Source organism: Nocardia sp. NPDC059177 (assembly GCF_042755165.1).
Taxonomy (GTDB): Bacteria; Actinomycetota; Actinomycetes; order Mycobacteriales; family Mycobacteriaceae; genus Nocardia.
In genome coordinates this window covers 164,128-186,869 of sequence record NZ_JBHZBX010000004.1, presented here as the reverse complement: position 1 = coordinate 186,869, position 22,742 = coordinate 164,128, and the positions used below count along the sequence as shown (strand labels likewise).

General features: G+C 70.2%; 21 protein-coding genes. 15 read left to right on the top strand and 6 right to left on the bottom strand.

All coding sequences use genetic code 11. From position 1 onward, the window contains the following. Positions 1-315 precede the first annotated feature (315 nt). Entirely contained in the window at positions 316-624 is a 309-nt protein-coding gene (locus ACFXK0_RS07280; protein WP_379409001.1) for a hypothetical protein, read from the top strand. Positions 625-955: 331 nt separating this feature from the next. Next, a complete protein-coding gene (locus ACFXK0_RS07275; protein ID WP_379409000.1) occupies positions 956-1,213 on the top strand; it encodes a DUF1214 domain-containing protein in 258 nt (85 codons plus the stop codon). A 195-nt stretch (positions 1,214-1,408) separates the two neighbouring features. On the opposite strand, the gene ACFXK0_RS07270 is transcribed toward ACFXK0_RS07275, so the two are convergent. Continuing rightward, entirely contained in the window at positions 1,409-2,077 is a 669-nt protein-coding gene (locus ACFXK0_RS07270) for a hypothetical protein (RefSeq protein WP_379408999.1), read from the bottom strand. Between the two features lie 460 nt (positions 2,078-2,537). Between ACFXK0_RS07270 and ACFXK0_RS07265 the strand changes: the two genes are divergently transcribed. Together ACFXK0_RS07265 and ACFXK0_RS07260 are read left to right on the top strand one after the other, a co-directional pair. Next, positions 2,538-3,488, top strand: coding sequence for a hypothetical protein (locus tag ACFXK0_RS07265; protein ID WP_379408997.1), 951 nt, complete (start codon positions 2,538-2,540; stop codon positions 3,486-3,488). Positions 3,489-3,537: 49 nt separating this feature from the next. After that, positions 3,538-3,723, top strand: coding sequence for a hypothetical protein (locus tag ACFXK0_RS07260; RefSeq protein WP_379408996.1), 186 nt, complete (start codon positions 3,538-3,540; stop codon positions 3,721-3,723). Positions 3,724-3,727: 4 nt separating this feature from the next. On the opposite strand, the gene ACFXK0_RS07255 is transcribed toward ACFXK0_RS07260, so the two are convergent. After that, on the bottom strand, positions 3,728-5,440 hold the full coding sequence (locus ACFXK0_RS07255) for a glycoside hydrolase domain-containing protein (protein WP_379408994.1): 1,713 nt from the start codon (positions 5,438-5,440) through the stop codon (positions 3,728-3,730). Positions 5,441-5,643: 203 nt separating this feature from the next. Between ACFXK0_RS07255 and ACFXK0_RS07250 the strand changes: the two genes are divergently transcribed. From ACFXK0_RS07250 to ACFXK0_RS07230, 5 genes are all read left to right on the top strand, one after another. Further along, positions 5,644-6,399 carry a prolipoprotein diacylglyceryl transferase gene (locus ACFXK0_RS07250; RefSeq protein ID WP_379408993.1) on the top strand — a complete coding sequence of 252 codons (756 nt, stop codon included), beginning with the start codon at positions 5,644-5,646 and terminating at the stop codon, positions 6,397-6,399. Positions 6,400-6,485: 86 nt separating this feature from the next. Then, entirely contained in the window at positions 6,486-6,788 is a 303-nt protein-coding gene (locus ACFXK0_RS07245; protein ID WP_379408992.1) for a hypothetical protein, read from the top strand. A 5-nt stretch (positions 6,789-6,793) separates the two neighbouring features. After that, a complete protein-coding gene (locus ACFXK0_RS07240; protein ID WP_379409179.1) occupies positions 6,794-8,344 on the top strand; it encodes a radical SAM protein in 1,551 nt (516 codons plus the stop codon). Further along, entirely contained in the window at positions 8,341-8,616 is a 276-nt protein-coding gene (locus ACFXK0_RS07235; protein WP_379408990.1) for a hypothetical protein, read from the top strand. Before ACFXK0_RS07240 ends, ACFXK0_RS07235 begins: the two co-directional genes overlap by 4 nt. Positions 8,617-8,687: 71 nt before the next feature. Further along, the gene (locus ACFXK0_RS07230; protein WP_379408988.1) at positions 8,688-10,136 is read left to right on the top strand and encodes a S8 family peptidase; all 1,449 of its coding nucleotides are present in this window, start codon (positions 8,688-8,690) and stop codon (positions 10,134-10,136) included. Positions 10,137-10,139: 3 nt separating this feature from the next. Here the strand turns inward: ACFXK0_RS07230 and ACFXK0_RS07225 are convergent, their stop codons facing one another. Continuing rightward, a complete protein-coding gene (locus tag ACFXK0_RS07225) occupies positions 10,140-10,775 on the bottom strand; it encodes an AAA family ATPase (protein WP_379408987.1) in 636 nt (211 codons plus the stop codon). Between the two features lie 210 nt (positions 10,776-10,985). On the opposite strand from ACFXK0_RS07225, the gene ACFXK0_RS07220 reads away from it, so the two are divergent. After that, the gene (locus ACFXK0_RS07220; RefSeq protein ID WP_379408985.1) at positions 10,986-11,552 is read left to right on the top strand and encodes a DUF308 domain-containing protein; all 567 of its coding nucleotides are present in this window, start codon (positions 10,986-10,988) and stop codon (positions 11,550-11,552) included. Positions 11,553-11,621: 69 nt separating this feature from the next. On the opposite strand, the gene ACFXK0_RS07215 is transcribed toward ACFXK0_RS07220, so the two are convergent. Next, the gene (locus ACFXK0_RS07215; RefSeq protein ID WP_379408984.1) at positions 11,622-13,550 is read right to left on the bottom strand and encodes a heavy metal translocating P-type ATPase; all 1,929 of its coding nucleotides are present in this window, start codon (positions 13,548-13,550) and stop codon (positions 11,622-11,624) included. Positions 13,551-13,642: 92 nt separating this feature from the next. On the opposite strand from ACFXK0_RS07215, the gene ACFXK0_RS07210 reads away from it, so the two are divergent. The 3 genes from ACFXK0_RS07210 (at position 13,643) to ACFXK0_RS07200 (ending at position 16,556) form a co-directional block, all read left to right on the top strand. Further along, positions 13,643-14,005, top strand: a complete 363-nt coding sequence (locus ACFXK0_RS07210; RefSeq protein ID WP_379408983.1) for an ArsR/SmtB family transcription factor — start codon at positions 13,643-13,645, stop codon at positions 14,003-14,005. A gap of 231 nt (positions 14,006-14,236) precedes the next feature. Next, the gene (locus ACFXK0_RS07205; protein WP_379408982.1) at positions 14,237-15,649 is read left to right on the top strand and encodes a three-helix bundle dimerization domain-containing protein; all 1,413 of its coding nucleotides are present in this window, start codon (positions 14,237-14,239) and stop codon (positions 15,647-15,649) included. 79 nt (positions 15,650-15,728) lie between these two features. After that, positions 15,729-16,556, top strand: a complete 828-nt coding sequence (locus ACFXK0_RS07200; protein ID WP_379408981.1) for an alpha/beta fold hydrolase — start codon at positions 15,729-15,731, stop codon at positions 16,554-16,556. Positions 16,557-16,621: 65 nt separating this feature from the next. On the opposite strand, the gene ACFXK0_RS07195 is transcribed toward ACFXK0_RS07200, so the two are convergent. Next, the gene (locus ACFXK0_RS07195; protein ID WP_379408979.1) at positions 16,622-19,921 is read right to left on the bottom strand and encodes a hypothetical protein; all 3,300 of its coding nucleotides are present in this window, start codon (positions 19,919-19,921) and stop codon (positions 16,622-16,624) included. Positions 19,922-20,050: 129 nt separating this feature from the next. Beyond that, positions 20,051-20,950, bottom strand: a complete 900-nt coding sequence (locus tag ACFXK0_RS07190; protein ID WP_379408978.1) for a LysR family transcriptional regulator — start codon at positions 20,948-20,950, stop codon at positions 20,051-20,053. A 97-nt stretch (positions 20,951-21,047) separates the two neighbouring features. On the opposite strand from ACFXK0_RS07190, the gene ACFXK0_RS07185 reads away from it, so the two are divergent. Beyond that, positions 21,048-21,800, top strand: a complete 753-nt coding sequence (locus ACFXK0_RS07185) for an alpha/beta fold hydrolase (RefSeq protein ID WP_379408977.1) — start codon at positions 21,048-21,050, stop codon at positions 21,798-21,800. A 65-nt stretch (positions 21,801-21,865) separates the two neighbouring features. Beyond that, on the top strand, positions 21,866-22,738 hold the full coding sequence (locus tag ACFXK0_RS07180) for an oxidoreductase (protein WP_379408976.1): 873 nt from the start codon (positions 21,866-21,868) through the stop codon (positions 22,736-22,738). Positions 22,739-22,742: the final 4 nt, after the last annotated feature.

Here is a 22,742-nt window from a genome sequence, read left to right as displayed (position 1 = left end):
GCGACAACAAGACCGGCCTGATCGTCGCCGGTGGTCTCGTTCCGGCCGGGACTACGCCCCTGGACAAGGCCGCAGGCGGGCGCATCGACTGCGACCGGATCGAAGGACATCGGGAAGATGTGTCGGGCCGCGGTGGTGCGCGTGACCCTGACAGCGACGAGTGAGCACGCGGGTATCTGCGCCACCGATGGGGGCGAGGCCCGACCGAAATCACCCGTTTCGTGCGGGGTCGAGCAGCGGGCGGTGATGCGACAGTGAGAATCCGTCGCCGGGCGCGCCACACGCCCGTTCCCGAGACAGAAAATGGAGTCCGCGGTGACCGAACGCACGCAAGCCCAGCAGATCGGTTTCGCCTATGAATTCGATACCGGCTATCCGACCGCTGCGGCTGCGGCGGCCGCCCGCGACGAGGCCACGTTCGCGAGGGCGGTGACCGCGTACCGGTTCTGGTATCCGACCATCTCGGTCGACGCAATGTTCCGGGGCAACCGTGCAATCGGCATTCACGCCAACGAGACCATGGGCATCGCCTCGACCGGACCCCGCCAGATCGGGTTCACCGCGAACTCCGACACCCGCTCGGGGCCGACATCGACAAGGCTCTCGACGCGCTGCGGGCGATGAAGATCTACCCGCTCGCCGCGGGCGAGGACGATCGCATGGGCTTCCGTGACATCACCGAGACCGCCATGGACGCCAGCCCCCTCCAGGTCGAGGCCGGTCTCGACTACTGGAAACAACTGCACGAACTCCTCGACGCCGAACCCGTCATCGAGGAGTTCCGGCCGATGCATGGACTGCTGAGCGCACTCGGAATCGAACCGGGCAAACCGTTCCCCACCGACGAAACCACCCGCGCCCTGCTCGAGCGCGCCGCCCGCACCGGCCGTGACCAGATGCTGGTCGCGGCGTTCGCCAGCGACCGGCCCGATCGCATCGCCTGGCCCGACCGCGCGTGGGAGTCGAAACCCGCTCGCAAATACAGACCGATCAGGACAAAGCCGCACTGCGGTCGATGTTCGAGCTCAGCGATGTCGACACCTCGACACCGACGCGCCTGTATTTCGCACCGGAGGAGCCGGCCGGGGCCGAAGGCCGCTGGATCCGTACCGTGCCGGGGCGTGGCTGGTTTGTCTACCTGCGCATCTACGGCCCCGAACAGCCCGCGTTCGACGGCACTTGGAAACCTGCCGACATCCAGAAGATCAGCTGATACACGTCGGCCGCCGCACCGCCGGTTGACTGTCTGCCTGATACCGGCGCAGTCCGTCGTCGGGCATCCGCGCGTACTCGGCCAGCCTGCGCGCCGCTGCCGCATACGTCGCGCGACGTATTGGACAGGGCGATCGTCGCTGGATGGACACGCATCGTGACGGACAGGCGAATGCTGGTGACCGGCCTTCGGCGCTCAGCGAACCTGCGGATAACCGATTTCGGAGATGTCCTGGGCCAGGTCCGCCAGGGTGAGGTTTCCGTTCAGCGACGACACGAGTTCCTGGTCCAGCGGGCGCAAGGCATACACCTCACGCACCGCTTTCAGGTCGACGGGGATCTCGTAGTAGTCCTCGGCGAAGCGCTGGAACGATTCGGGTGAGCGTTCGACCAGCAGGTGGAACAGACCTGTCGCCCCATCAGGGTCGGCGCGGCCAGTGGGGAAGTCGATGGTGCCGTGGCGCCATTGATCATCCGTCGCTTCCCGCCACAGGCAGGCCGTCACCACGGGCACGCCGTCCTCGTCGGTGAACGCCGGCTCTTCGACGAAGCCCTGGAAGACATCGGGAACGTCGTCGATCACTCCCGGCCAGGGCTCGTAGTCGTTGCCGTAGGGGCTCATCGGCGATTCGTGACCGAAACCACGGACATAGGCCCCGGCCGCCGCGAACACGATGGAGTACTCGTCTCCTGACCCGTTGCGCATCGAGGCCACCTCCTCGCCGTCCGCCCACGCGGCGTTGAACGAGTAGTACCGGCGTTCCCAGTCCGGGCTCAGGATCGCATCGAGCATCGCCACCGAGCGACACAGATCCCGCACGTCGGCGATGGCCGGAAGCCGGCGGGCCACGTCGTAGACAGTCACGAGCTCGTCCAACCGGACCCCGCTGACATCGGCCACCTGTCGTTGTGGACGCCTGTACCACCGAGCACAGTTTTCACCAGATTCCGTTGTGGATACGTAGCGTTGGATGCGACCAAACGTAAACGTAAATCAGGGGAGGTGATTGGAACCCTCGTGACCATCTGACCCCCGATAATGTTCACTTATCGGGGGTCAGGATGGGAAGGGTTGGTATCGAGAGTTGAACGGGCGACACAGAATTCGTTTCGTCTGATACGTAACCAGTTGACGAAACCAACGTTACGATTCATCGGTGTCGAGCGTCTGCAACTATCCGGGCTGTGCCCGGCCCATCACCCGCGGCGGTGGCCCCGGCCGACCGTCGGAATACTGCGATCACCCCGACCACACGCGATGGCGCGCGTGGCGGGAAAGGCAACGGCTGCAGCAGGAGTCGGAGAGTGCGCCCGCTAACGTCACTGTGACGACACAGGGGCCGGTGACGGTGGCGCGGCTGCGGGCCGATGAGCTGCTCGGGCAGTTCCGTGGGCTGGCAGAACAATTGGGCACCACATTGAATGCCGCCGTCGCCGAACTGCAGACCCTGGGTGACCCGTCGGTGGCCGAGGCGCAGGTCCAGGCGGTGCAGGCCGACGCGGCACGCCGGATCGCCGAAGCGGAGATGACCGCGGTGGCCGCCGAGCAAGCGCGCCGGGACGCCGAGGAGGCCAGAGCGCTCGCCGAATCGGTGGCCCAGGAGGCCGTGGCCGCCGCCGAGGATGCCGAGCAGGCGGTGACCGAAGCGCTCGCCGCCCGGGACGAAGTGCTCGCCTCGGTGGACCGCGTCACCAAACAGGCCGCCGACGATGTCTTCGCCGCCCGCAGCGACGCCGAAGCCGAGGTGCGGGCCGCACACCAACAAGCCGCCGACGACATCGCCCGCGCCCAGCAGGACGCCGCCGACGCGGTGACCCGCGCCGAGCAGCGGGCCGACACCGAGACCGCCCACGTCCGCCGCGACGCCGAGGCACGCATCGCCGCCGCCACCGCGGAACGCGATCTGGCGATCCAGCGGGCCGCCGACGCCGACCGCGCCACCGAACGCGCCGAGCAGGCCACCGCCGAACGGGTCGAAGCCGCCGCCGAAGCACGGGAGGAATGGCGACGGGCACGCGCCGAACTCGACACCACCCGCGCCGAACTCGACCGCACCCGAGTCGAACTCGCCGACCTGCGCCGCAGCGCCACCGCGGACGCCGAACAGCGGCGCACCGAAGCCGCCGCCGCACTCGACCAGGCTCGCGCCGAGGCCACGGAACGTCTGACCGCGCTCGACGAGGTACGCAAGGAGACCCTCGCGCGGGCCGAACGCGCCGAACGCCGCCTCGACGACCTGCTGGCGGCGACCAGAACCGCTGCGCCGCAGCCATGATCGGGGTACCGGTCGACCTCGGCCACGGCCTCGACTACCGTCACCGATCATGACCGAGCAGCCCGGACCTCTGGAAACCACACGTGAGTTCGCCGCCGTCGACCTCGCGGACATGCTGAACGAGGACGAGACCTACCAGGGCCCGTCCTCGCGGATACGGCTCATCGCGATCGTGGTGGTCGTGGCACTGATCCTGAGTGCCGCGGCCACCACGCTCGCCATCCTGCTGGCCTGACCGGTTACGCCGGACGCGCCAGCGGCGTGTCGGGTTCGCCGGAATTGCGCAGGGCGACCACCTGTTCGGGCACCCAGTAGACCCGGCCGAACTCGAACTCCTGATACATGCCGTCGTCATGGCCGACCTCGTCGGAGGCCGGCCAACCCAGCGGCCCGTTCTCGTAGCCCGTCGCGGCCCAGCGCGCACCGATCGCACCGTGCACCCGATACGCCGGACTCCCGGCCCGTCGATACACGATGCCGCCCTGGAAGGCCTGCGCCAACCCCGGGCCCGTGCCACGCGGGTCGGGCAGTTCGGTGTGTTCGGCGATCGGATAGCCCAGCGGGCCGGCCTCCCAGCCGAGCTCGGCGTATTTGGTCATGATCGCGGTCGGGACCGCGTGCGCGTCGGTGGCCGGATGCCAGTACACGTAGCCGTGCTCGAACTCGGCGAAGCGGCCGATCCCGTCGGGCGTGGCGAGTTCCCCGTCGGTGCGCCGCGTCCCGAGCCACGGCGACGCGGCCGCTCGGACATCGATGGCGCTGGGCGGGCCCGCTCCGGCGAAATCGGCGACGTGGGCGGCGAACACATCCCACGGGAAGTTCGGGCCGACATCGGTGTGGCTGCCGATACCGAGCGCTTCGGTCACATAGTTGTGATCGGTGATGCCCTCGCCCACGTGGTAGTCCGGGGCGATCACCGTGGTCGAAAAGTGATGGCGCAGCGCGCTGCGGACCGCGATGTAGGCCGCGACGCGCAGGTCGTCGTCGATGGCCAGCCACTGCGCGCGCGACCAGGCCGCCCGGCTGCCCGCGAAGCACAGGTTCACGGTGAACGGGTTGGCCGACAGCACCGACCAGGAGGCGAGTTCCTCGGGCACCACCCGCACCAGCACCGCGTCGCGCAGCGTGTAGTGGTAGGAGACGCCGTTGGCCGGGTCGTTGAGGTAGGCGGCCAGGGACTCGGCGGTGCCGTTGCCCTCCTGGGTGTGCAGGAGGAAATTCGTGATCCGGGCGCCGTCACGGGGTGAATGGGAGGGGCCGAGGCGATCGAGTTCGGTGAACGGCGGAACGGTGACCGTGCGGTCCAGGGCCCACTGCCCGAAATCGGGGGCCACGATGTCGTTGACGTCGACCGAGGTGCCGTCGATGACCGGGCCGGGGTTGCCCGGAGTATCGATCACCCGCTGGTAGAGCACCGCGCGTGGCTCCCGTTCGGTGCCCGACCAGGCACGGGTCTGCCACACCCAGCTGAATTCGCCACGCCCGCCGACGACTCCGTCCTCGATGGCCCACGCGCACACCCGCGAATGCCCGTAGATGCCGGTGCCCGCGGTGCCGAGTACCGCGTTGACGCCGCGGAAGAACTCGACCGCGGTGCTGTTCCACTGGGCCAGGGAGATGTCCTCGTCGACGGCGAAGAAGATCGGCGCGTGCGCCGGCGCGCCCAGGCTCAGATGGGTGGCGCGGGCCTGTTCGGCCATCCGCCTGCCGCCGTCGAAACCGGTGGTCCAGTCCGAGGGCGTGGGGTCGCCGGGTTTGCCGTACTGCCAGATCGAGACGATGTCGAGGCCCGCGGCGGTGAGCGCGCGGGCATAGTCGGCGGTGATGGGTTTGGCGCCGAAGTTCGCCCCGGGTCTGCTCGGTGCGACATAGGCGAGAACTGCGGAGTGGCCTGCGGCGGCGATCGCGGACGGATCGATGAGACGGGCGGCGAAATCGACAGCAGTAGACATGGTTGACCCCCTGCATGACGGCATTTCCGATGGACTGGTTCACGCCGGGTGACCGAGGATCTCACCCGGCGCCGATTCTAGGCGAAACACTCACGCGCGCACCGGGATTCACTCACGAACAGCGACGTACCCGGTGGTGAGCGGGGGAAAGACGGGTAGTTTCACTCACGCGGACCCACCCTGCGGGCCGCTACCCTTTCGCCATGGTGCCACAGGTGGTGTGGGGGATCGAGACGCACGGGTTCTTCGTCGCGCTCGGCGTGGCCGTGGCGGCGATCGTGTTCGTGGCCGAATGCCGGCGTCGCGACGCGCTGCGCGAGGAATCGCTGGTCGCGGTCACCGGGGCACTGGTGGGTGGGGCGATCGGGATGCGGCTGTCGAGCCTGGCCGAAACCCTCGATCCATACGAGAGCTGGATGTTCGGGGCACGCAGCGTGCTCGGCGGGCTGCTCGGCGCCTATGTGGGCGTGCTGGTCGCCAAGCGGATCATCGGCTACCGGGAACGCACCGGTGACCTGTTCGCGCCCGCGGTGGCGCTCGGGATGGCGGTCGGCCGGATCGGCTGCCTGCTCACCGAGGCGCCGGGCCGCCCGACCACCCTGCCGTGGGGCATCCACGCACCGATGAGCGTGCCGCACTGTCCCGGCTGTGCCGCCGGAGTGGCGATGCATCCCAGTTACGCCTACGAGATCGCGTTCCAGCTGGCAGCCTTCGGCGCGCTGTGGTGGTTGCGGGACCGGATCAGCACACCCGGGGAACTGTTCACCCTCTATGTCGGGGCGTACGCGATCTTCCGGTTCCTGGTCGAATTCACCCGCGCCAACGACACGGTGTGGCTGGATCTGACCCGGCCGCAATGGTTCCTGCTGCCGGGACTGGTGCTGGTCGCGGTGCGGTGGACCATCGGCTATCGGCGCGGCAACTACGACCGTGTCCTGCGACGAAAGGTGCCGGCATGAGTTTTCCGCCCGTCCCTCCACCGAACATGCCACCGCCACCACCGCCCGGTCCGCCACCCTCAGGGCAGGGCGGGACCATCGCGGCGATGGCGCTGGCGGGTGCCTCGACCTTCGTCGGCGTCAACGCCGTCGCCGGATTCATCGCGTTCCTGATCGCGGCCGCGAACGAACAGAACGTGGGCCGGGCGGTGTTCGCGCTGACCGGGGTGATCAGTGCGGTGTCGGCGTTCGTCGGTGGCTGGTTGCTGATCCGGCTGAAAAAGCCGATACCGAAAGGGTTCGGGATGGGGTTGATGATCGGGTGGGCGCTGGTCACGGTATGCACGGCCGGGATCTGTACGGCGGTCAATCCCGCGCTGTACACCACGATGTTCGGGATGGCGCGATGAGTGGCATGCCGCTGCGCGGTGACCGGATCCTGCGCTATGTCACCGCGTTCTGCCCGCACTGCCACGCCGCGGACCCCGAGACCCCGCTGCCACGGGTGGCCCGGCTCTCGGGCTGGCTGGCCGAACGCGACGGGCGGGTGTGGCTGGAGCGCGGCTGCGCGGTGCACGGCATGGTCCGCACCCTCTACGACGAGGACCCCGAAATCCTCGCCTACCTCGAGGAATGGACCGCGCCGACCAAAGCGCACCGGCCCGACGTGGTGAGCAATTTCGATCCGGTGCCGTCGGCGTATCTGCGCGGGCTGCCCGAGATGCAGACCCAGCACACCTGCATCCTGCTCGAGGACATCATCGACAGCTGCAACCTGCGCTGCCCCACCTGTTTCGCCGATTCCTCCCCGGACCTGCGCGGGGTGGTCGCGGTGGCCGATGTCCTGGCCAATGTCGATCAGCGGCTCGCCCGCGAGAACGGCCGCCTCGATGTGCTCATGCTCAGCGGCGGCGAACCGACCCTGCACCCGGAACTGGCGCAGCTGCTGACCGAGCTCACCGCCCGCCCGATCACCCGCATCCTGCTCAACACCAACGGGTTACGCATCGCCACCGACGACACCCTGCTCGCCCTGCTGCGCGAGCACCGTGACCGGGTCGAGGTGTATCTGCAATACGACGGAGTGAGCGCGGCAGCGTCGCGGCACCATCGCGGTGGTGACCTGCGGGCCAGGAAGGCGCAGGCGCTGCGCAGGCTCTCCGGCGCAGGCATCTTCACGACCCTGGTGATGACGGTGGCGCTCGGTGTGAACGACGACGAGATCGGCGCCGTCGTGCGCACCGCCATGGACACCCCCTTCGTCGGCGGCGTGTCGATCCAGCCCCAATTCGGTTCGGGCCGTTCGGGAGCCATCGACCCGATGGATCGTCTCACCCACACCGGGGTGCTGCGCCGGCTCGGCCCGCAAACCGGCGGGCAGGTCACCTGGCGTGACCTGACCGCCCTGCCGTGCTCGCATCCGCACTGCTGCTCGGTCGGATATCTGCTGCGCGACGACGCGGGAGACTGGCGGTCGCTGGTATCGCTGATCGGGCCCGACCGGTTGAAGGAGCAGCTGGGTCTGGTGTCGAACCGGATCGCGGACACGCAACTGCCCGCCGAGTTGCGGGTCGCGGTGCGCGAATCGCTGCTGGGATTGCTGTCGGAACAGTCCTCGCTGTCACATCCGGAGATCGGGCGGGTGTGGCGCAACATCTGCGAGCACTGCGATCTGGGGATGTCGACGCTGCTCACGCTGGCGTCCTCGGCACTGCCCGGGCGGCGGAAACGGTTGCGGACCCTGCTCGGTGAACGGGTCGTGCGGATCACGATCAAACCGTTCATGGACGTCTCGACGATGATCGAGGAACGCCTCACCCAGTGCTGTGTGCATGTCGGCACCCGCTCCGATGCCGATCAGTGCGCGCCGTTCTGCGCGGTCCAGGCCTGGCCCGCCCTGTCACGGCAGCGCCTGGCGGCCGCGGCACCGGCCGGACACACGCTGCTGCCGGTGGCGGTGCGGTGAGCGAGTCACGCGGTGTCTACTACGAGGAAGCGGTGCGCGGACACCAGCCACCGGATCCGCTGACGCTGTGCATTGTCGCGACCGCGGCCCTGCTGACCTGGCTGATCGGGCCGTGGGCGGTCGCCGGATTCGGTGCGCTGGCCTTCGCCGGATACTGGCGGGCGTGGCGAGCGGGGTTGCGGCGCAGCCGATGCTGGTTGCGTGACACCCGGCTGGTGCTGCTCTACGTCGCAGTGATCGCGGGGGCCGGGGTGGTCGCCGCGATGTGGTGAACGGCGTGTCGCGGACCGCGTGTGCGGGGGATCGGTAGCGAGCCGACGCGGCGCGCGGTTCACTGATAGCCATGGCCTCCACCGCTCGACCCAGCAGGCATCGGCGACCAGGGGCGCCCGTCGCCGCGGTCGCATCCGGCGAACTGGTCGTCGTCACCGCACCGACCGGACCCGAGATCACCGACCGTGCCCTGCGCGAAAACCGGTCGCTGCGCAGCCGGGTCGACGAATTACTGCCCGGCACAGCACATCTGGAACCGATCTTCGGACCCGGCAACCGGCTCGCCGCCCGGCTCTCGGAAACACCGCAGGCGCCGGTGGCCGGGGAGTACCTGAGCTATTTCACCGTGCGCGGCGAGGTAGGTGACCTCGGTGAGCTCGCGCACCGGCTGCGCGCCGAGGACACCGTCGCGGCCGCCTACGTGAAACCGGCGGCCGAACCACCGCTGGCCCCGCTGGCCGCGAACGCCGTCGCGCCCGACGCCCCGGCCGTGACACCGGACTTCCGGTCGCGCCAGGGGTATCTGGATGCCGGACCGACCGGGATCGACGCGGTGTGGGCGCACACCCGCCCCGGCGGGCTCGGCACCGGCGTGCGGATCGTCGACGTCGAAGGCGCGTGGCGGTTCACCCACGAAGACCTACGCCAGAACCAGGGCGGGATGATCGGCGGCACCGCCGCCGACGATCTCGGCTGGCGCAATCACGGCACCGCTGTCGCCGGCGAGATCAGCGGCGACCTCAATGCCTTCGGTGTCACCGGGATCGCGCCGGAAGCCCACATCAGGGCCGTTTCGATCTTCGGTATCGGGTCGGCGACGGCGATCCGCGCGGCCGCCGACACCCTCGACCCCGGTGACGTGCTGCTCATCGAACTGCACCGTCCCGGACCACGATTCGACTACCGTGCCACCCCCGACCAGCGCGGCTACATCGCCGTGGAGTGGTGGCCCGACGACTTCGCCGCCGTCCGATACGCGGTCGGGCGCGGCATCGTCGTGGTGGAAGCGGCCGGCAACGGCGGAGAGAACTTCGACGACCCCGTCTACGATGCCCGGCCCGCCGATTTCCCCGGCGACTGGCGCAATCCGCTGCGCGCCGGTCCCGTCGACTCCGGCGCGGTCCTCGTCGGGGCGGGCGCCCCACCGCCCGGTCTGCACGGCCGCGACCACGGTCCGGCCCGCTCCCGGCTGGCGTTCTCGAACTATGGTGCGCGCCTGGATGTCCAGGGGTGGGGCCGGGAGGTGACCACCACCGGCTACGGTGACCTGCAGGGCGGCGCCGACGAAGACCTCTGGTACACCGACGAATTCAGCGGTACCTCGAGCGCGTCCCCGATCGTCGTCGGCGCCGTGGCCGCCTACCAGGGCATCCGTGCGCAGACCGGTGCCCGTGCCACACCCGCCGAGATCCGGGCACTGCTGCGGGCCACCGGTTCCCCGCAGGCCGCCGCCCCCGGGCGCCCCGTCACCCAGCGCATCGGCAATCTGCCCGACCTGCGCGCGATGGTGCAACGCTGACAGTTACAGGCGGGCGCTGCGGACGGTGACGGCGACGCGGCGCAGTGTGCCGCGGATCGGGCCGTCGGTGTCGGGGGTCAAGGTCAGACCGGCGCTGTCGGCGATACGGTCGGCCACCGCGGCGATCGGGGTGGTGTCGGTCCAGAGGTGTTCGGCGAATTCGGGTGCGCGCAACTGGTCGAGGCAGTAGTCGAGCCGGTCGACAGCGAACTGTTCCATGCGCAGCAACAGATCCTGCTTACCGACCAGACGCAGGACGGCGGCGAGACCGAGTCCCCGGTCGCGCAGCCGATTCAGGACCGTCGCCCGCTCGGCCAGCAGCGCGAAGTGACGGACATCGTGGCCCGCGGTGCGCAACCGTCCCACGGTCTCGTCGAAGTAGCGCGGGTTCGCGACCGTCATCGGCGCGATGACCACCCCGTCGTGGTGGCGCACGACGTGGTCGAGCACCTCGAACACGCCTTGCCGCCAGCTGGGATAGTCCTGGAAATCGCCCCGCAGCGCCGAGGGCATCATCCGGTGCAGCCCGAAACCCACCGACTCGGGGTCACAGACCACACTGCCGGGAAGTCGTCGATGCAGGTCGAACGCGGTCTGGGTCTTGCCCCCGCCGAAGGGGCCGTTGATCCACAGCAGCATGGTCCCGACCTTAGCCAGCCGGCCGGCGGCGCCCGCACCCTGGCCGCTGCCCACCGGATCCGGGTCGGCAACGCGGCGGCACTGGATGCCTTGGACGCCGCGTTCGCCACCGAGCGCGCACCGGAACTGGGCTGGTTCTTCTAGTTCGGTCGCGAACGCCCAGCGTGTGCGGCATCGTGCGGCGGATGTGACCGCGTAATCTCGGTAGCCGTGGATTCGCGCTCGCGCGACGGTACCCGGCAGGCGATGCTGCTCGCCGGGATCTGCTCGTTCGCGCTCGGCCTGGTGATCCTGCTCTGGCCTGGGCGTTCCACCTCGACGCTGGCCCTGGTGTTCGGGGTCGCGCTGCTGGTGAGTGCGGGCATACAGGTGTATCTGGCGTTGCTCTCGCGTATCACGTTCCCGTTGCGGCTGATCGTGGTGGTGAGCGCGATTCTGACCGGCATCCTGGCAATGCTCGCCTTCAGCGGCGGCACGATCGAATTGCTGGCGTTGTGGATCGGGATCGGCTGGGCGGTGCGTGGGACCGTGCAGGCGCTGGTGGCGGCCTGGGACACTGAGGTCGCCGACGGCTGGGTGCACGAGGTGTGCGGCGTCGCCACCGCCGTCATCGGGCTCGTGGTGATCGCGGTGAAGTTCCACACTGTCACCGGCCTGGCCACCGTCACCGGTGGTGCGCTGGTGGTGATCGGTGTGCTGGAGTTGCTGGCCGGGGGACTGTTGCGCACCCTGCTGCGGGCCACCGCCCAGGATTCGGCCCCGGACCCCCGGAGCTGACCTCGAAGGCACGGTGCGGATGGGTTTTTCGGTGGGCCGATGCCAAGTCGGCGTCGGCGAACGGAATCCTCAGCGGGGCCACGCCTTCGACCGCAGCAGGCGCAATCCGTTGAGGCCGACCAGCACCGTCGATCCTTCGTGACCGGCCACGCCCAGCGGCAGCGGCAGGTGACCGACCAGGTCCCACGTCACCAGGACAGCGATGAATCCGCCGGCGAGAACGAGATTGGCGACGACGACGCGGTGGGCCCGGCGCGCGAGCGCGATGACCGCGGGAATGGCGGTGAGGTCGTCGCGCACGATCACCACGTCGGCGGTCTGCAGTGCGAGGTCGGATCCGGCGCCGCCCAGGGCGATCCCGACGTGCGCGGCCGCCAGGGCCGGTGCGTCGTTGATCCCGTCGCCGACCATCGTCACCCGGGCGCCGGCGGCCTCGAGTTCCCGGATGACAGTGACCTTGTCGGCGGGCAGCAGTTCGGCGCGCACCTCGCCGATCCCGACCTGACGGGCGAGGGCGGCGGCGGTGACCGGGTTGTCGCCGGTGAGCACGACCGGGGTGGCGCCGGTCGCGGCGGTGAGCGCGGCGACGGCGGCAGCGGCCTCGGGACGCACCTGATCGGTGATGCCGAACACCGCGACCGGGGTCTGCTCGCGGTGGACGACGACCGCGGTGCCTCCGCGTGCCCGCAGCTCGGCCACCGCCCCGGTCGCCGGATCGGAAGCCGCCGGGGAGCTCACGCGGATTCGGGTACCGTCGACCAGTGCCGATACACCGCGCCCGGGCAGGGCGGCGAAGTCCTCGGCCTTCGGCAGCGACAGTCCACGCCCGCGGGCGGCGCGCACGATCGCGGTGGCGAGGGGGTGTTCGCTGGCGTACTCGGCGGCCGCGGCCACGCGCAGGGCCTCGTCCTCGGTGATCGTCGGGTCGAGGACGGTGACGGCGGCGAGCTCGGGGACGCCGCGGGTGAGGGTGCCGGTCTTGTCGACCACCACGCGGGTGGTGCCGCCGAGCTGTTCCATGACCACCGCGGATTTGACCAGCACGCCGTGCCGGGCCGCGGTGGCGATGGCGGCCAGCAGCGGCGGCATGGTCGCCAGGACCACCGCGCACGGTGAGGCGACGATCATGAACGTCATCGACCGCAGCAGCGCGCTCTGCAACGACGCACCGAATGCCAACGGCACCAGGAACACCGCGAGCGTGGCCGTGACCATGGCCACCGAATAGCGCTGCTCGATCTTCTCGATGAACAGCTGCGCCTTCGCGCTGGTGCGTCCGGCTTCTTCGACCAGTCCGGCGATCCGGGCCACCACCGAGTCCTCGGCGCGGCGCCGCACCCGCACCCGCAGCACACCGGTGCCGTTGAGGGTGCCGGCGAACACGTCGTCGCCTGCGGCTTTGCCGACCGGCAGGGACTCGCCGGTGACGGTGGCCTGATCGACCTCGCTCGCCCCGCCGATCACCGTGCCGTCCGCGGCGATCCGGTCACCGGGACGCACCAGCACGAGCGCGCCGACCGCGAGTTCAGCGGCCGCGACGGTCTGTTCGCCGTCGGCGGTGAGGACGGTGGCGGTGTCGGGGGTGAGGTCGAGCAGGCCGCGGACGGAGTCCTCGGTGCGGGCGGTGGCGAGGGCTTCGAGCGCGCCCGAGGTGGCGAAGATGACGATGAGCAGCGCGCCGTCGAACACCTGCCCGATCGCGGCGGCGCCGATCGCCGCGACGACCATCAACAGGTCGACGTCGAGGGTCTTGTCCCGCAGCGCCCGGAGTCCGGCCAGTCCCGGCTCCCAGCCGCCCGCGGCATAGCAGCCCAGATACAGCGCCCACCACAGCGGCGCCGGGGTATCGGCGAGCTGGGCGAGCACGCCGAGGACGAACAGTGCCGATGCCGTCGCGGCCCAGCGCATCTGCGGCAGCGACGACCAGCGGGTGCGTCGCGGGGTGAGCGCGGGTCTGCCGAGGGCAGGACGGGTGGGCGTGGCGGTGGACGAGGCCACGGGTCACCTCCGGGAGCGGGGAACGGACGACGCGACAATAACAGAATAAATGAAGAGGTATTCATGTGTTGTTGGCGGGATAGACTGCGGCCATGGGACACGGTGTCGACGGCCACGACAGGCCGATCGCACGGCTGGACGCTGACGCCGCCGCGCACGTCGCCACGACCTTGCAGGCCCTGGCCACCCCGAGCCGGTTGCTGATCCTGAGCGAACTACGCCAGGGACCACTCCCGGTCACCGAACTCGCCGACGCCGTCAGCATGGAACAGTCCGCGGTCTCCCACCAGCTGCGGCTGCTGCGCAACCTCGGGCTCGTCACCGGCACCCGCACCGGACGCAGCATCGTCTACAGCCTCTACGACAACCACGTCGCCCAACTGCTCGACGAAGCCGTCTACCACAGCGAGCATCTGCGCCTCGGCCTGACCGAGCGACCCGGCGCGGCGGGCTGACCGCGCACGCCGACGCGAATCAGCCACCCGCAGAGCGGGTTTCGAGAATATTCGCGAACAGCCGGACAACATCACATGGCGCACAGCGGAGCGGGTGTTGAACTCTGCGTGCCCGGCCGTTGCGCGCTGGGGCAACTGTGCTGCGCGCCGGTAGCGTGGCCCGCGGCGTGCGCACGGGAGGGCCCGGTCGCCGCGCCACGTCCGCAGCCGATCCGAGCCCAGGAGAATGTGGTGTCGCGCGTAACCCCCGGCATAGCAGCCGATGTCGTCCAGCGAGAAGAGCTGGCCATGCGGCGTATGACCGAGAGTCTGGTCGAAGACCTGTCCGAGAACGTCCCCGTCGACCAGGTGACTTCGGCGGTGGGCGCCGCGCATACACGTTTCGAGGGCAAACCGATCCGGGAGTTCGTGCCGATCCTCGTCGAACGGATCGTGCGCCGCGAACTCGCCGACCCCGAGCCGACGGTGCGGATCCCGGCACCGGCCGCGGTGCGGGCGGCCGGCCAGGAGCCCACCGAACCGGGTGCCGGTGGCGCGCACCGGCGGGTGGTGAGCAGGCGCGCGGTGGTGCCGTTGTCGATCGGCGCGGTCGGCGTGGTCGCCGCGGTGGTGGCCGGTTCGGCGCTGTGGCCGGGTGCCGACGAGGCGGCGGTGGCTGCCCCGGCCGCACCGACGGTGGTGCGCGGTGTCGTCGGGTCGGAGAAGGTGGCGTTCTTCCAGGACGAGCGGGTGGTCCGGGTACTGGCCGACAACGGGGTCCGCGTGGAGGTCGAGCCCGCCGGGTCACGCCAGATCGCCACCACCGTCGACCTGGATCAGTACGACTTCGCGTTCCCGTCGAGCAGCCCGGCCGCCGAACGCATCCAGCGTCAGCGCGCCGTCACCACCAAATACACCCCGTTCGCCTCGCCGATCGCCATCGCCACCTACCGGCCGATCGCGGACCTGCTCACCGCGGCCGGCGTCATCCGTCCCGGTCCCGTCGCGACCTTCGACATGAACAAGTACCTGGAACTGACCGCCGCCGGCGTGCAATGGGACGACCTGCCCGGCAACACCACCTACCCGGTCGCCAAGAACATCCTGGTCTCCACCACCGACCCGCGCACCTCCAACTCCGCGGCCATGTACCTCTCGATCGCGAGCTATGTGGCCAACGATCACACCATCGTGCGCGGCGACACCGCCGAAGCGCATGTCCTGCCGGTGCTGTCGAAACTGTTTCTCGCCCAGGGCTATACCGACAACAGCAGCGAGGGGCCGTTCAACCAGTACCTCGCCAACGGGATGGGCCCGACCCCGCTGGTCTGCATCTACGAAGCGCAGTTCGTCGGCGCCGCGGGCGAGGGGCGCATCACCCCGGACATGGTGCTGACCTACCCGACCCCGACGGTGCTGTCCAACCACACCCTGGTGCCGCTGACCGCGACCGGCGACACGATCGGCGCCCTGCTCACCGAGAACCCGGAACTGCGCCGCCTGGCCGCCGAACACGGTTTCCGCACCGGCGACAACGCGCAATTCGCCGCTGTCGCCACCGAACGCGAGGTGGCGGTGCCCGCCGACCTGATCGACATCGTCGACGTGCCCGCCTACGACACCCTCGAGCATCTGCTCGACGGAGTCGCCGCCGCCTACAACTAGTTCCACCGCGAGCGATGAGTTCTCCGGGCAGGCACCGTCTCTATGAGTGCTACCTTTAGCCGAGATCCGGGAGAGTCTCATGACTGCCAGTTCCGCTGTCACCACCGGCACCCTCGTGGTGCCTGATGCCCGCCTGCACTATGAGGTCAGAGGGTCGGGGCCGCTGATCGTGCTCGTCGGCGCGCCGATGAACGCCGCCTCGTTCGCGCCGCTGGCCGAGCACCTCGCCACCACCAACACCGTCCTGACCACCGATCCGCGAGGTCATTTCGCCAGCCCCCTCGACGATCCGGACCAGGACTCGGCGGTACTGGCCCGCGCCGACGACCTGGCCCGCCTGATCACCCACCTCGATACCGGCCCGGCGGTCGTGTTCGGGTCCAGCGGTGGCGCCGTGAGCGCGCTGGCCCTGGCCCAGAACCACCCCGACCTGGTCACCACCGTGGTCGCGCACGAACCACCCCTGCGGGAACTGCTGCCCGACGCCGAGTCCCAGCGGGCCCGCACCGAGGACATCATCGCCACCTACGCCGCCGGTGACGTGGTCGGCGCCTGGCAGAAATTCTTCGACCAGGCCGACCTCGGCGTCCCCGCCGAGGTGGTCGCGCAGATGTTCGGCGGCGACCGTGATCCCCGGCAGGTCGCCAGCGAACAGTACTGGTTCGCCCACGAACTGCGCGCCACCACCGCCTGGGTGCCCGACCCGCCGCTGCTGCGCGCCGTGCCGACCCGCGTCATCATCGGCATCGGCACCGAATCGGCCGGCCAGTTCTGTGACCGCGCCTCCCGCGAACTCGGCACCGCACTGGGCATCGAACCGGTGCTGTTCCCCGGCGACCACACCGGATTCGTCGACCACCCGATCGCTTTTGCCGCGCGGCTCCAGCAGGTCCTCGATCAGCCGTGACCCAGGACCGTGGCGGTGATCGCGGCCCGGCAGCGGTCACCCGGCGTCACCCCCGGCGGTCCCGGTTACTCCGGTTCGGTGAAGACGGTGTGGGCGGTGCGGCGGACGTCCGGGTCGGGATGGGCGCGCAGGCGGGTCAGGATGTCGAGCCAGTCGGTCGACCAGCCGAACTTCGGGCCGCACTGGGTGACGATCGCGAGGGCGGCCAGGGCGGTCGACGGTGCTGGGCGGGTGGACAATTCGGCGCTGATCGTGTGCAGGACCTCGGGCGCGGTGCTGGTGAGGGCGTCGGGGAGCCGCTGGGCGAGGTGGTGTGCGGGGCGGGGGATCAGGGCACCGGTGGCGTAGGCAGCGATCCGGTCGAAGGTGGCGACGACACCGGCGGGGTCTTCCCATCGGATGGCGACGACGGTGAGCTGGATGACCTGGTCGTGCCAGAGCGGATCGGTGGCGACGAGTTCGGCGATCGGCGCGGCCAGGGGCCGGATCTCGTCGTAGTTGCGCAGCAACGGCACGAACCAGTGCAGCAGGCTCGACAGCCGCTGGTGCGCGGGCAGATCCCGGCCGGGTGCGGTGAATCCGTCGGCGCGTAGCCGCGTGACGGCGGTGGACAGCGCCGTCGGTTCGCCGGACTGACGGACACCGGCGAGCAGCGCCTGCATCGCGGCCTGCCACACCCCGACCCGGTCCAGATCGGTGAGCTGATCGATGATCACCGCGTCGGTGCCCGGCGCCGCCCACCGCTGCCAGCCGCTCAGCGCGGCCAGTGCCGGACCGGCCACCCGCGGATCGGGCTGCGCGGCCAGATCCCGCACGAACGCCGCGAACCGGGGCCGCTGCGGGATCGGGAGCAGGAAGGGCCGGATCTCGAGGATCGCGCTCGCCACCTCGGGGTCGGCCGCGACCCGGTCGAGCAGGGTCCACGCGGCTTCCTGATCGAGCAGGAACCGGGTACCGAACACCGCGGCGCGCCGCACATCCCGGTGCGCGTCCGGGCGCAGGGCCAGTTCGGTGATCACCGTCGCCGCGTCCGGGGCACGCAACGACGCGAGCAACCGGATCCCTTCCTTCACCGCGGTGATCTTGCGCGAACCCAGCAGCGGGGCGACCGCGACCGAGATCCGCTCCGGCGGGAGCGCCGGAGCGCACGCCGCGATACTGCTCACCGCCACCCGGGCCCGGTCGTCGCCGACATACGCGGCCAGGATCGCGACGGCGTCTTCGGGTTGGTCGCTGCCGCCGAGTGCGGTCAGGGCGGCCTCGGCGACGACGACATCGTCGTGGTCGACGAACCTGCGCACGCGGGCGAGGCTGCCCGGCAGCCGGCCGAGCTGGCGCACGGCGGCGGCCTGCTCGTACCGCTGGGTCGCCCGGCCGCGGGCGTAGTCGTCGAGCAGCCGCGCGTACCGGTCGATGTGCTGCGGCGACCAGCGCCGGAAACCCCCCAGCGACATCGGGACGAACCTCACCGAGTCCGGCAGGAACCGGCCCGGAGTCGTGGTGTCGAGCAGCGAGACGAGCAGATCGGTGCGGCGGGAGCCGATGTGCTGCTGGACGATCGGCAGGGTGATCAGGGACCGATCGTGGGCGAGCATCGCGTCGAGGTGGGTGTCGCGGGTGTCAGGTGCGGCCAGGGCCAGGGGCACCGCGCGGCACACCGTGGCATCCGAGGCCGACCGGCAGGCGCGCACGAGCAGGGCTTGCAGGGCGGGGATGTTGCAGGCGCGGTGGGCGAGTCCTTCGGCCGTGGCCAGGCACAGGTACCAGATGTCGCGGTCGGCGTCGGCGGTGAGCCGGTCGAGCAGGGCCGCGAAGATGCGGTGTTCGGCGCCGCGGGGCAGATTGTGGTGCAGGCCCCGCAGATTCGGCGCGCTCGACAGGGCCGCGAGCTGGGTGATGACCCGTAGCGAGGTGTCGGTGAACGCCGGGTCGCCGGTGTGGCCACCGCGCAGGAGCAGGGTGCGGGTGAGCCGGCCGACGGCGTGGATGGTGGTCCAGGATCGGTCGCGTGCCTGCAGGGCATCGGTCGCGAGTTGTTCGAGCGCGGGCAGATGCTCGGTGGTGAGCAGCGACATCGGGATGCCGGCCAGTGCCTGGAGTGCGCTGGAACGGACTGGGTCCTGTTCGTTGCGCAGGCGGGTGAGCAGGGTCAGCAGGTCGGTGAGCACCGCGGGATCGCGGGTGCCTGCGGCGGCGGTGATCAGCAGCGGGTAGGCGCGGGCGCGTTCGTCGGCGGTGGGCCGCCGCGTCGCCTGGACGAGCACGGGCCGAGCCCGTGTCCAGGGCAAGCGTGCGGTGAGCCGGTCGGCGACCTCGGGGATGTCCGCGCCGCCGGGGCGGGCGAGGAGCTCGTCGGCCACGGCGTGGCGGGCGGGGCCGGGGAGTTCGTCGAGCAGCGCGACATCGACGGCAGCCGGGGCGAGCCCGGGCCGGACCAGGTCGGCGGCGGCCAGAGCCGCCCGGCGCGACGGCGGCATCGTGTGCAGGAACTGCTGTTTCGAGCCCGCCGGGCAGGCCAGGTAGAGCTCACGCAGGTCGTCGTCGGGCAGAACTTGCAGCGCCCGCCACAACGCAGGCCCTGCCAGTCCGCGCCCGTGTCCACTGGGATGCAGGACGAGCCGTCGCACCGCGGCGATGTCGTGGCGGGCGAGCATGCCCGCCACCGGGTTCAATTGCGCGACGGACACATACCTGACAGCGACACCGGCCAGCGCCAGCAGCCGGTCCGGGTCGTGGGTGGCGGCGGCGATCGGGTTCGCGGTCAGACGCCACCACAGTTCCTGCCACTGCGCGCGGTCGGCACCGGCCGCGCGCGCCTGCACGTAGTCGAAGACGACGCCGATGTGCTTGCCGCCCAGCTTGTTCCAGCTCGGCACGGTATAGGCGAGATCGGGCAGCAGGTGCGCGACCACCGCGGCCGAGCACGACGGCAGCACCCGCGCGGCCTCGACGTCACCGAACAGGCTGCGCACCCGCGGCAGCAGCGTATCGGCGAGCTCGGTGTTGTCGCCGCGCCCGAGTGCCCGGAACACGTTGTACCGGACGCGCTTCGACATCGCCGGCAGCCGGTCGACGAGAACCCGCGGCTCGATGCCGAGCCGGATCAACGCCGTCAGCGCGGCACCGGCCGCGTCCTGGTCGGAGGAGTCGAGCCGGGCCAGCAGGAACTGCCGCCCGCCACCGATCCTGGCCAGATACCCGGCGACCCACCGCCCGTACGGGCCCTCGGCATCCACCGCGGCCAGCAGCTGATCCAGTTCCGGGGTCCCGGCCAGCTGCCGCGCTCGCGCCGCCAGCGTCCGCATCCGCTGCGGCACCGACATGTTCTCGACCTCGTCGAGCAGTTCTCTCCCCACACTTCGCACACCGCCACGGTAGTCGCGGTCGCGCCCCGGACGACAGTGCGAATACGTTCACCGGCGAACAGTCCGACGCGAGTACCGCACCGCGGCGGGGACCATCCGGGGTGACTGTCCACGCGGGGATCTTCGGTGTCACGATCTCCGGATCGGCCCGACCAGGAGATCTTTCGCCGATCGCACGAACTCTGTGACGAGTGGGTTCGTGTCCGTGGTCCGGGTGGCTACGACGATTCGGCACGGCTCGATGCCGTCGAGCGCGACGGTGACCAGGTCGGGGCGCAGGGTGTAGCGGCGGTCGCCGGCCGGGACGATGGCGATGGCGGTGCCGTCGGTGATGGCTTCGAGTTTGTCCTCGTAGGTCTCGGCCAAGGTGGGACCCACCGGGGCGGGTTCGCTGCCGGATCGGGGTTCGAGCCGCCAGAAGGAGGTCCATTCGACGCCCATCCCGGTGCAGCCCACGAGTGGTTCCGCGGCGATGTCGTCGGCGGTGACGGTCTCTTTCCCGGCGAGGCGGTGTGACGCGGGCACCAGCAACACCCGGTCCTCGGAGTAGAGGACCGTCACCTGTAGATCCTCGACCGGGATCGGCAGCGGTGTACGGGTGACCAGGACATCGACCTGGCGCTCCAGCAGTGCGGCGGCGTCGCGCGAGCCGAGGTGCCGAGTACGGACGTGGGCGTCGGGATATCGATGGCGCAGGTCGCGCACGGCGGGCGTGACCACGAGATCGTCGACGTACCCGATGGTGATCGTGCGCGCCGGGGCCGCGGCCACGGCGGTCTGGACCGCCTGCTGGGCGCTGTGCAGCAACTGCTGTGCCCGGGGCAGGAAAGCCGCACCTGCGGCGGTGAGCCGGCTGCCCTGGGTGGTGCGCTCGAGCAGCCGCACGCCGAGAGTGTTCTCCAGGCGCTGGATCTGACGGCTCAGGGACGGCTGCGCGACACGCAGTTCCTCGGCCGCCCGGGCGAAGTTCAGCTGCTCGGCGACGACCGTGAAGTACCGGACCAACCGAAGGTCCAGATCGGGAAGCATGCACCCAAGACTAGCCACCACGTGATGCATTTCTTGCATCACGTGGTGCACAGTAGGTCTTGGACGGCTACGCCGGTCCGGTGGTGTCATTCCTGGTATGACCATTGTTTTCGTCCACGGCGTCCCGGTGACCGCTGCGGTCTGGACCCCGTTGATCAACGAACTGCCCGAGCCCTACCAGCAGGACGTGGTCCGGCTCTCACCCCCCGGGTTCGGCACCGCACTTCCCGCGGACTTCGGGGCCACCTTCCTGGACTACCGCGATTGGCTCATCGACGAACTGACGCAGCTCGAGACCCCGGTGGACCTGGTCGGTCACGACTTCGGCGGCGGATACGTGCTGGAAGTCGCGATGGCCCGCCCCGACCTGGTGCGCAGTTGGGTCAGCGACACCATCGGCGGGTACGAACCGGACTTCACCTGGCACGAGATCGCAACGACCTGGCAGACCCCGGGCGACGGGGAACGCCACATCGAGGAATCCTTCTCGGGAGACACCGCGGAACGGACGGCGCGCATGGTCTCCTGGGGCATCCCGGAGCCGACGGCCGGCCAGGTGGCGCTCGGGCAGGGCCCGGAGATGGGCCGAGCCATTCTGTCGCTGTACCGCTCGGTACCCGCGAACATGCTGGCCGAACGCGGGCTCGAGCTGCCTGCGGCGGCCGCGCGGCCCGGTCTGGTGCCCGTGGCCACCGACGACCTCACTGCCGGCAGCGTTGCCCTCCGCCGCCGCGCCGCCGAGCGCGCGGGCGCCCGTGCCGTCGACCTCGACGCGCTCGGTCACTGGTGGATGCTGCAGGACCCGGCCCGGGCCGCCCGCATGCTGTCGGACTTCTGGGACAGCTTGTGAGGCGGCACATCCCGGACAGCATCGATCTCGAACACCGCGCACCCCGATCACGGAAAGACCACCTCATGACCATGCACATCCCCGATCAGACCCGCCGGACCGTCGTCATCACCGGCGGCAGCAGCGGCATCGGCAAGGCCACCGCGGCCGCCCTGTCAGCGAAGGGCGCGCGGGTCGTCCTCGCCGTGCGCGACCAGACCCGCGGGCGTGCGGCCGCGGCCGAGATCGGCGGCCGTACCGAGTCGCGTCCGCTGGATCTCGGGTCGCTGGCCTCGGTGCGTGCGTTCGCGCGCACGATGGACGGCTCCATCGACTATCTGATCAACAACGCCGGTTCCATGACCGACAGCCTGCAGCTCACCGCCGACGGCTTCGAAAGCCAGTTCGGCATCAACCATCTCGGGCACTTCGCCTTGACGAATCTGCTCCTGAGCCAGATCACCCGGCGGGTGATCACCGTGTCCTCCACCAATTACCGCAACGCACACATCGACTTCGAGGACCTGCAGTGGCAACGACGCCCGTATCGGCCGTTCGGCGCCTACGGGCAGACCAAGCTGGCCAACCTGCTGTTCACCAGAGAACTACAGCGCCGGCTGAACACGGCCGGCTCACCGATCCTGGCCACGGCCGCGCATCCCGGCTGGGCAGCCACCGGATTCACCATGACCACCGGCCGGCGGACCCTCGACCGCACCCTCGCACTGGGAACGCGGCTACTGGCCCAAAGCCCCGAGGGTGGGGCCCGGCCGACCCTGCTGGCCACTGTCGGCGACGTCCCCGGTGCCAGCTTCTCCGGCCCCAGCCGGTTCGGGGTGCGCGGGCCCGCCGCCCTCGAGGAATTGTCCGGCCAAGCCCTCGATGATGATGCCGCGCACAAGCTCTGGGAGGTTTCCGAACTCCTCACCCATATCGAGTTTCCCCTTCCCGCCACCTGAATGG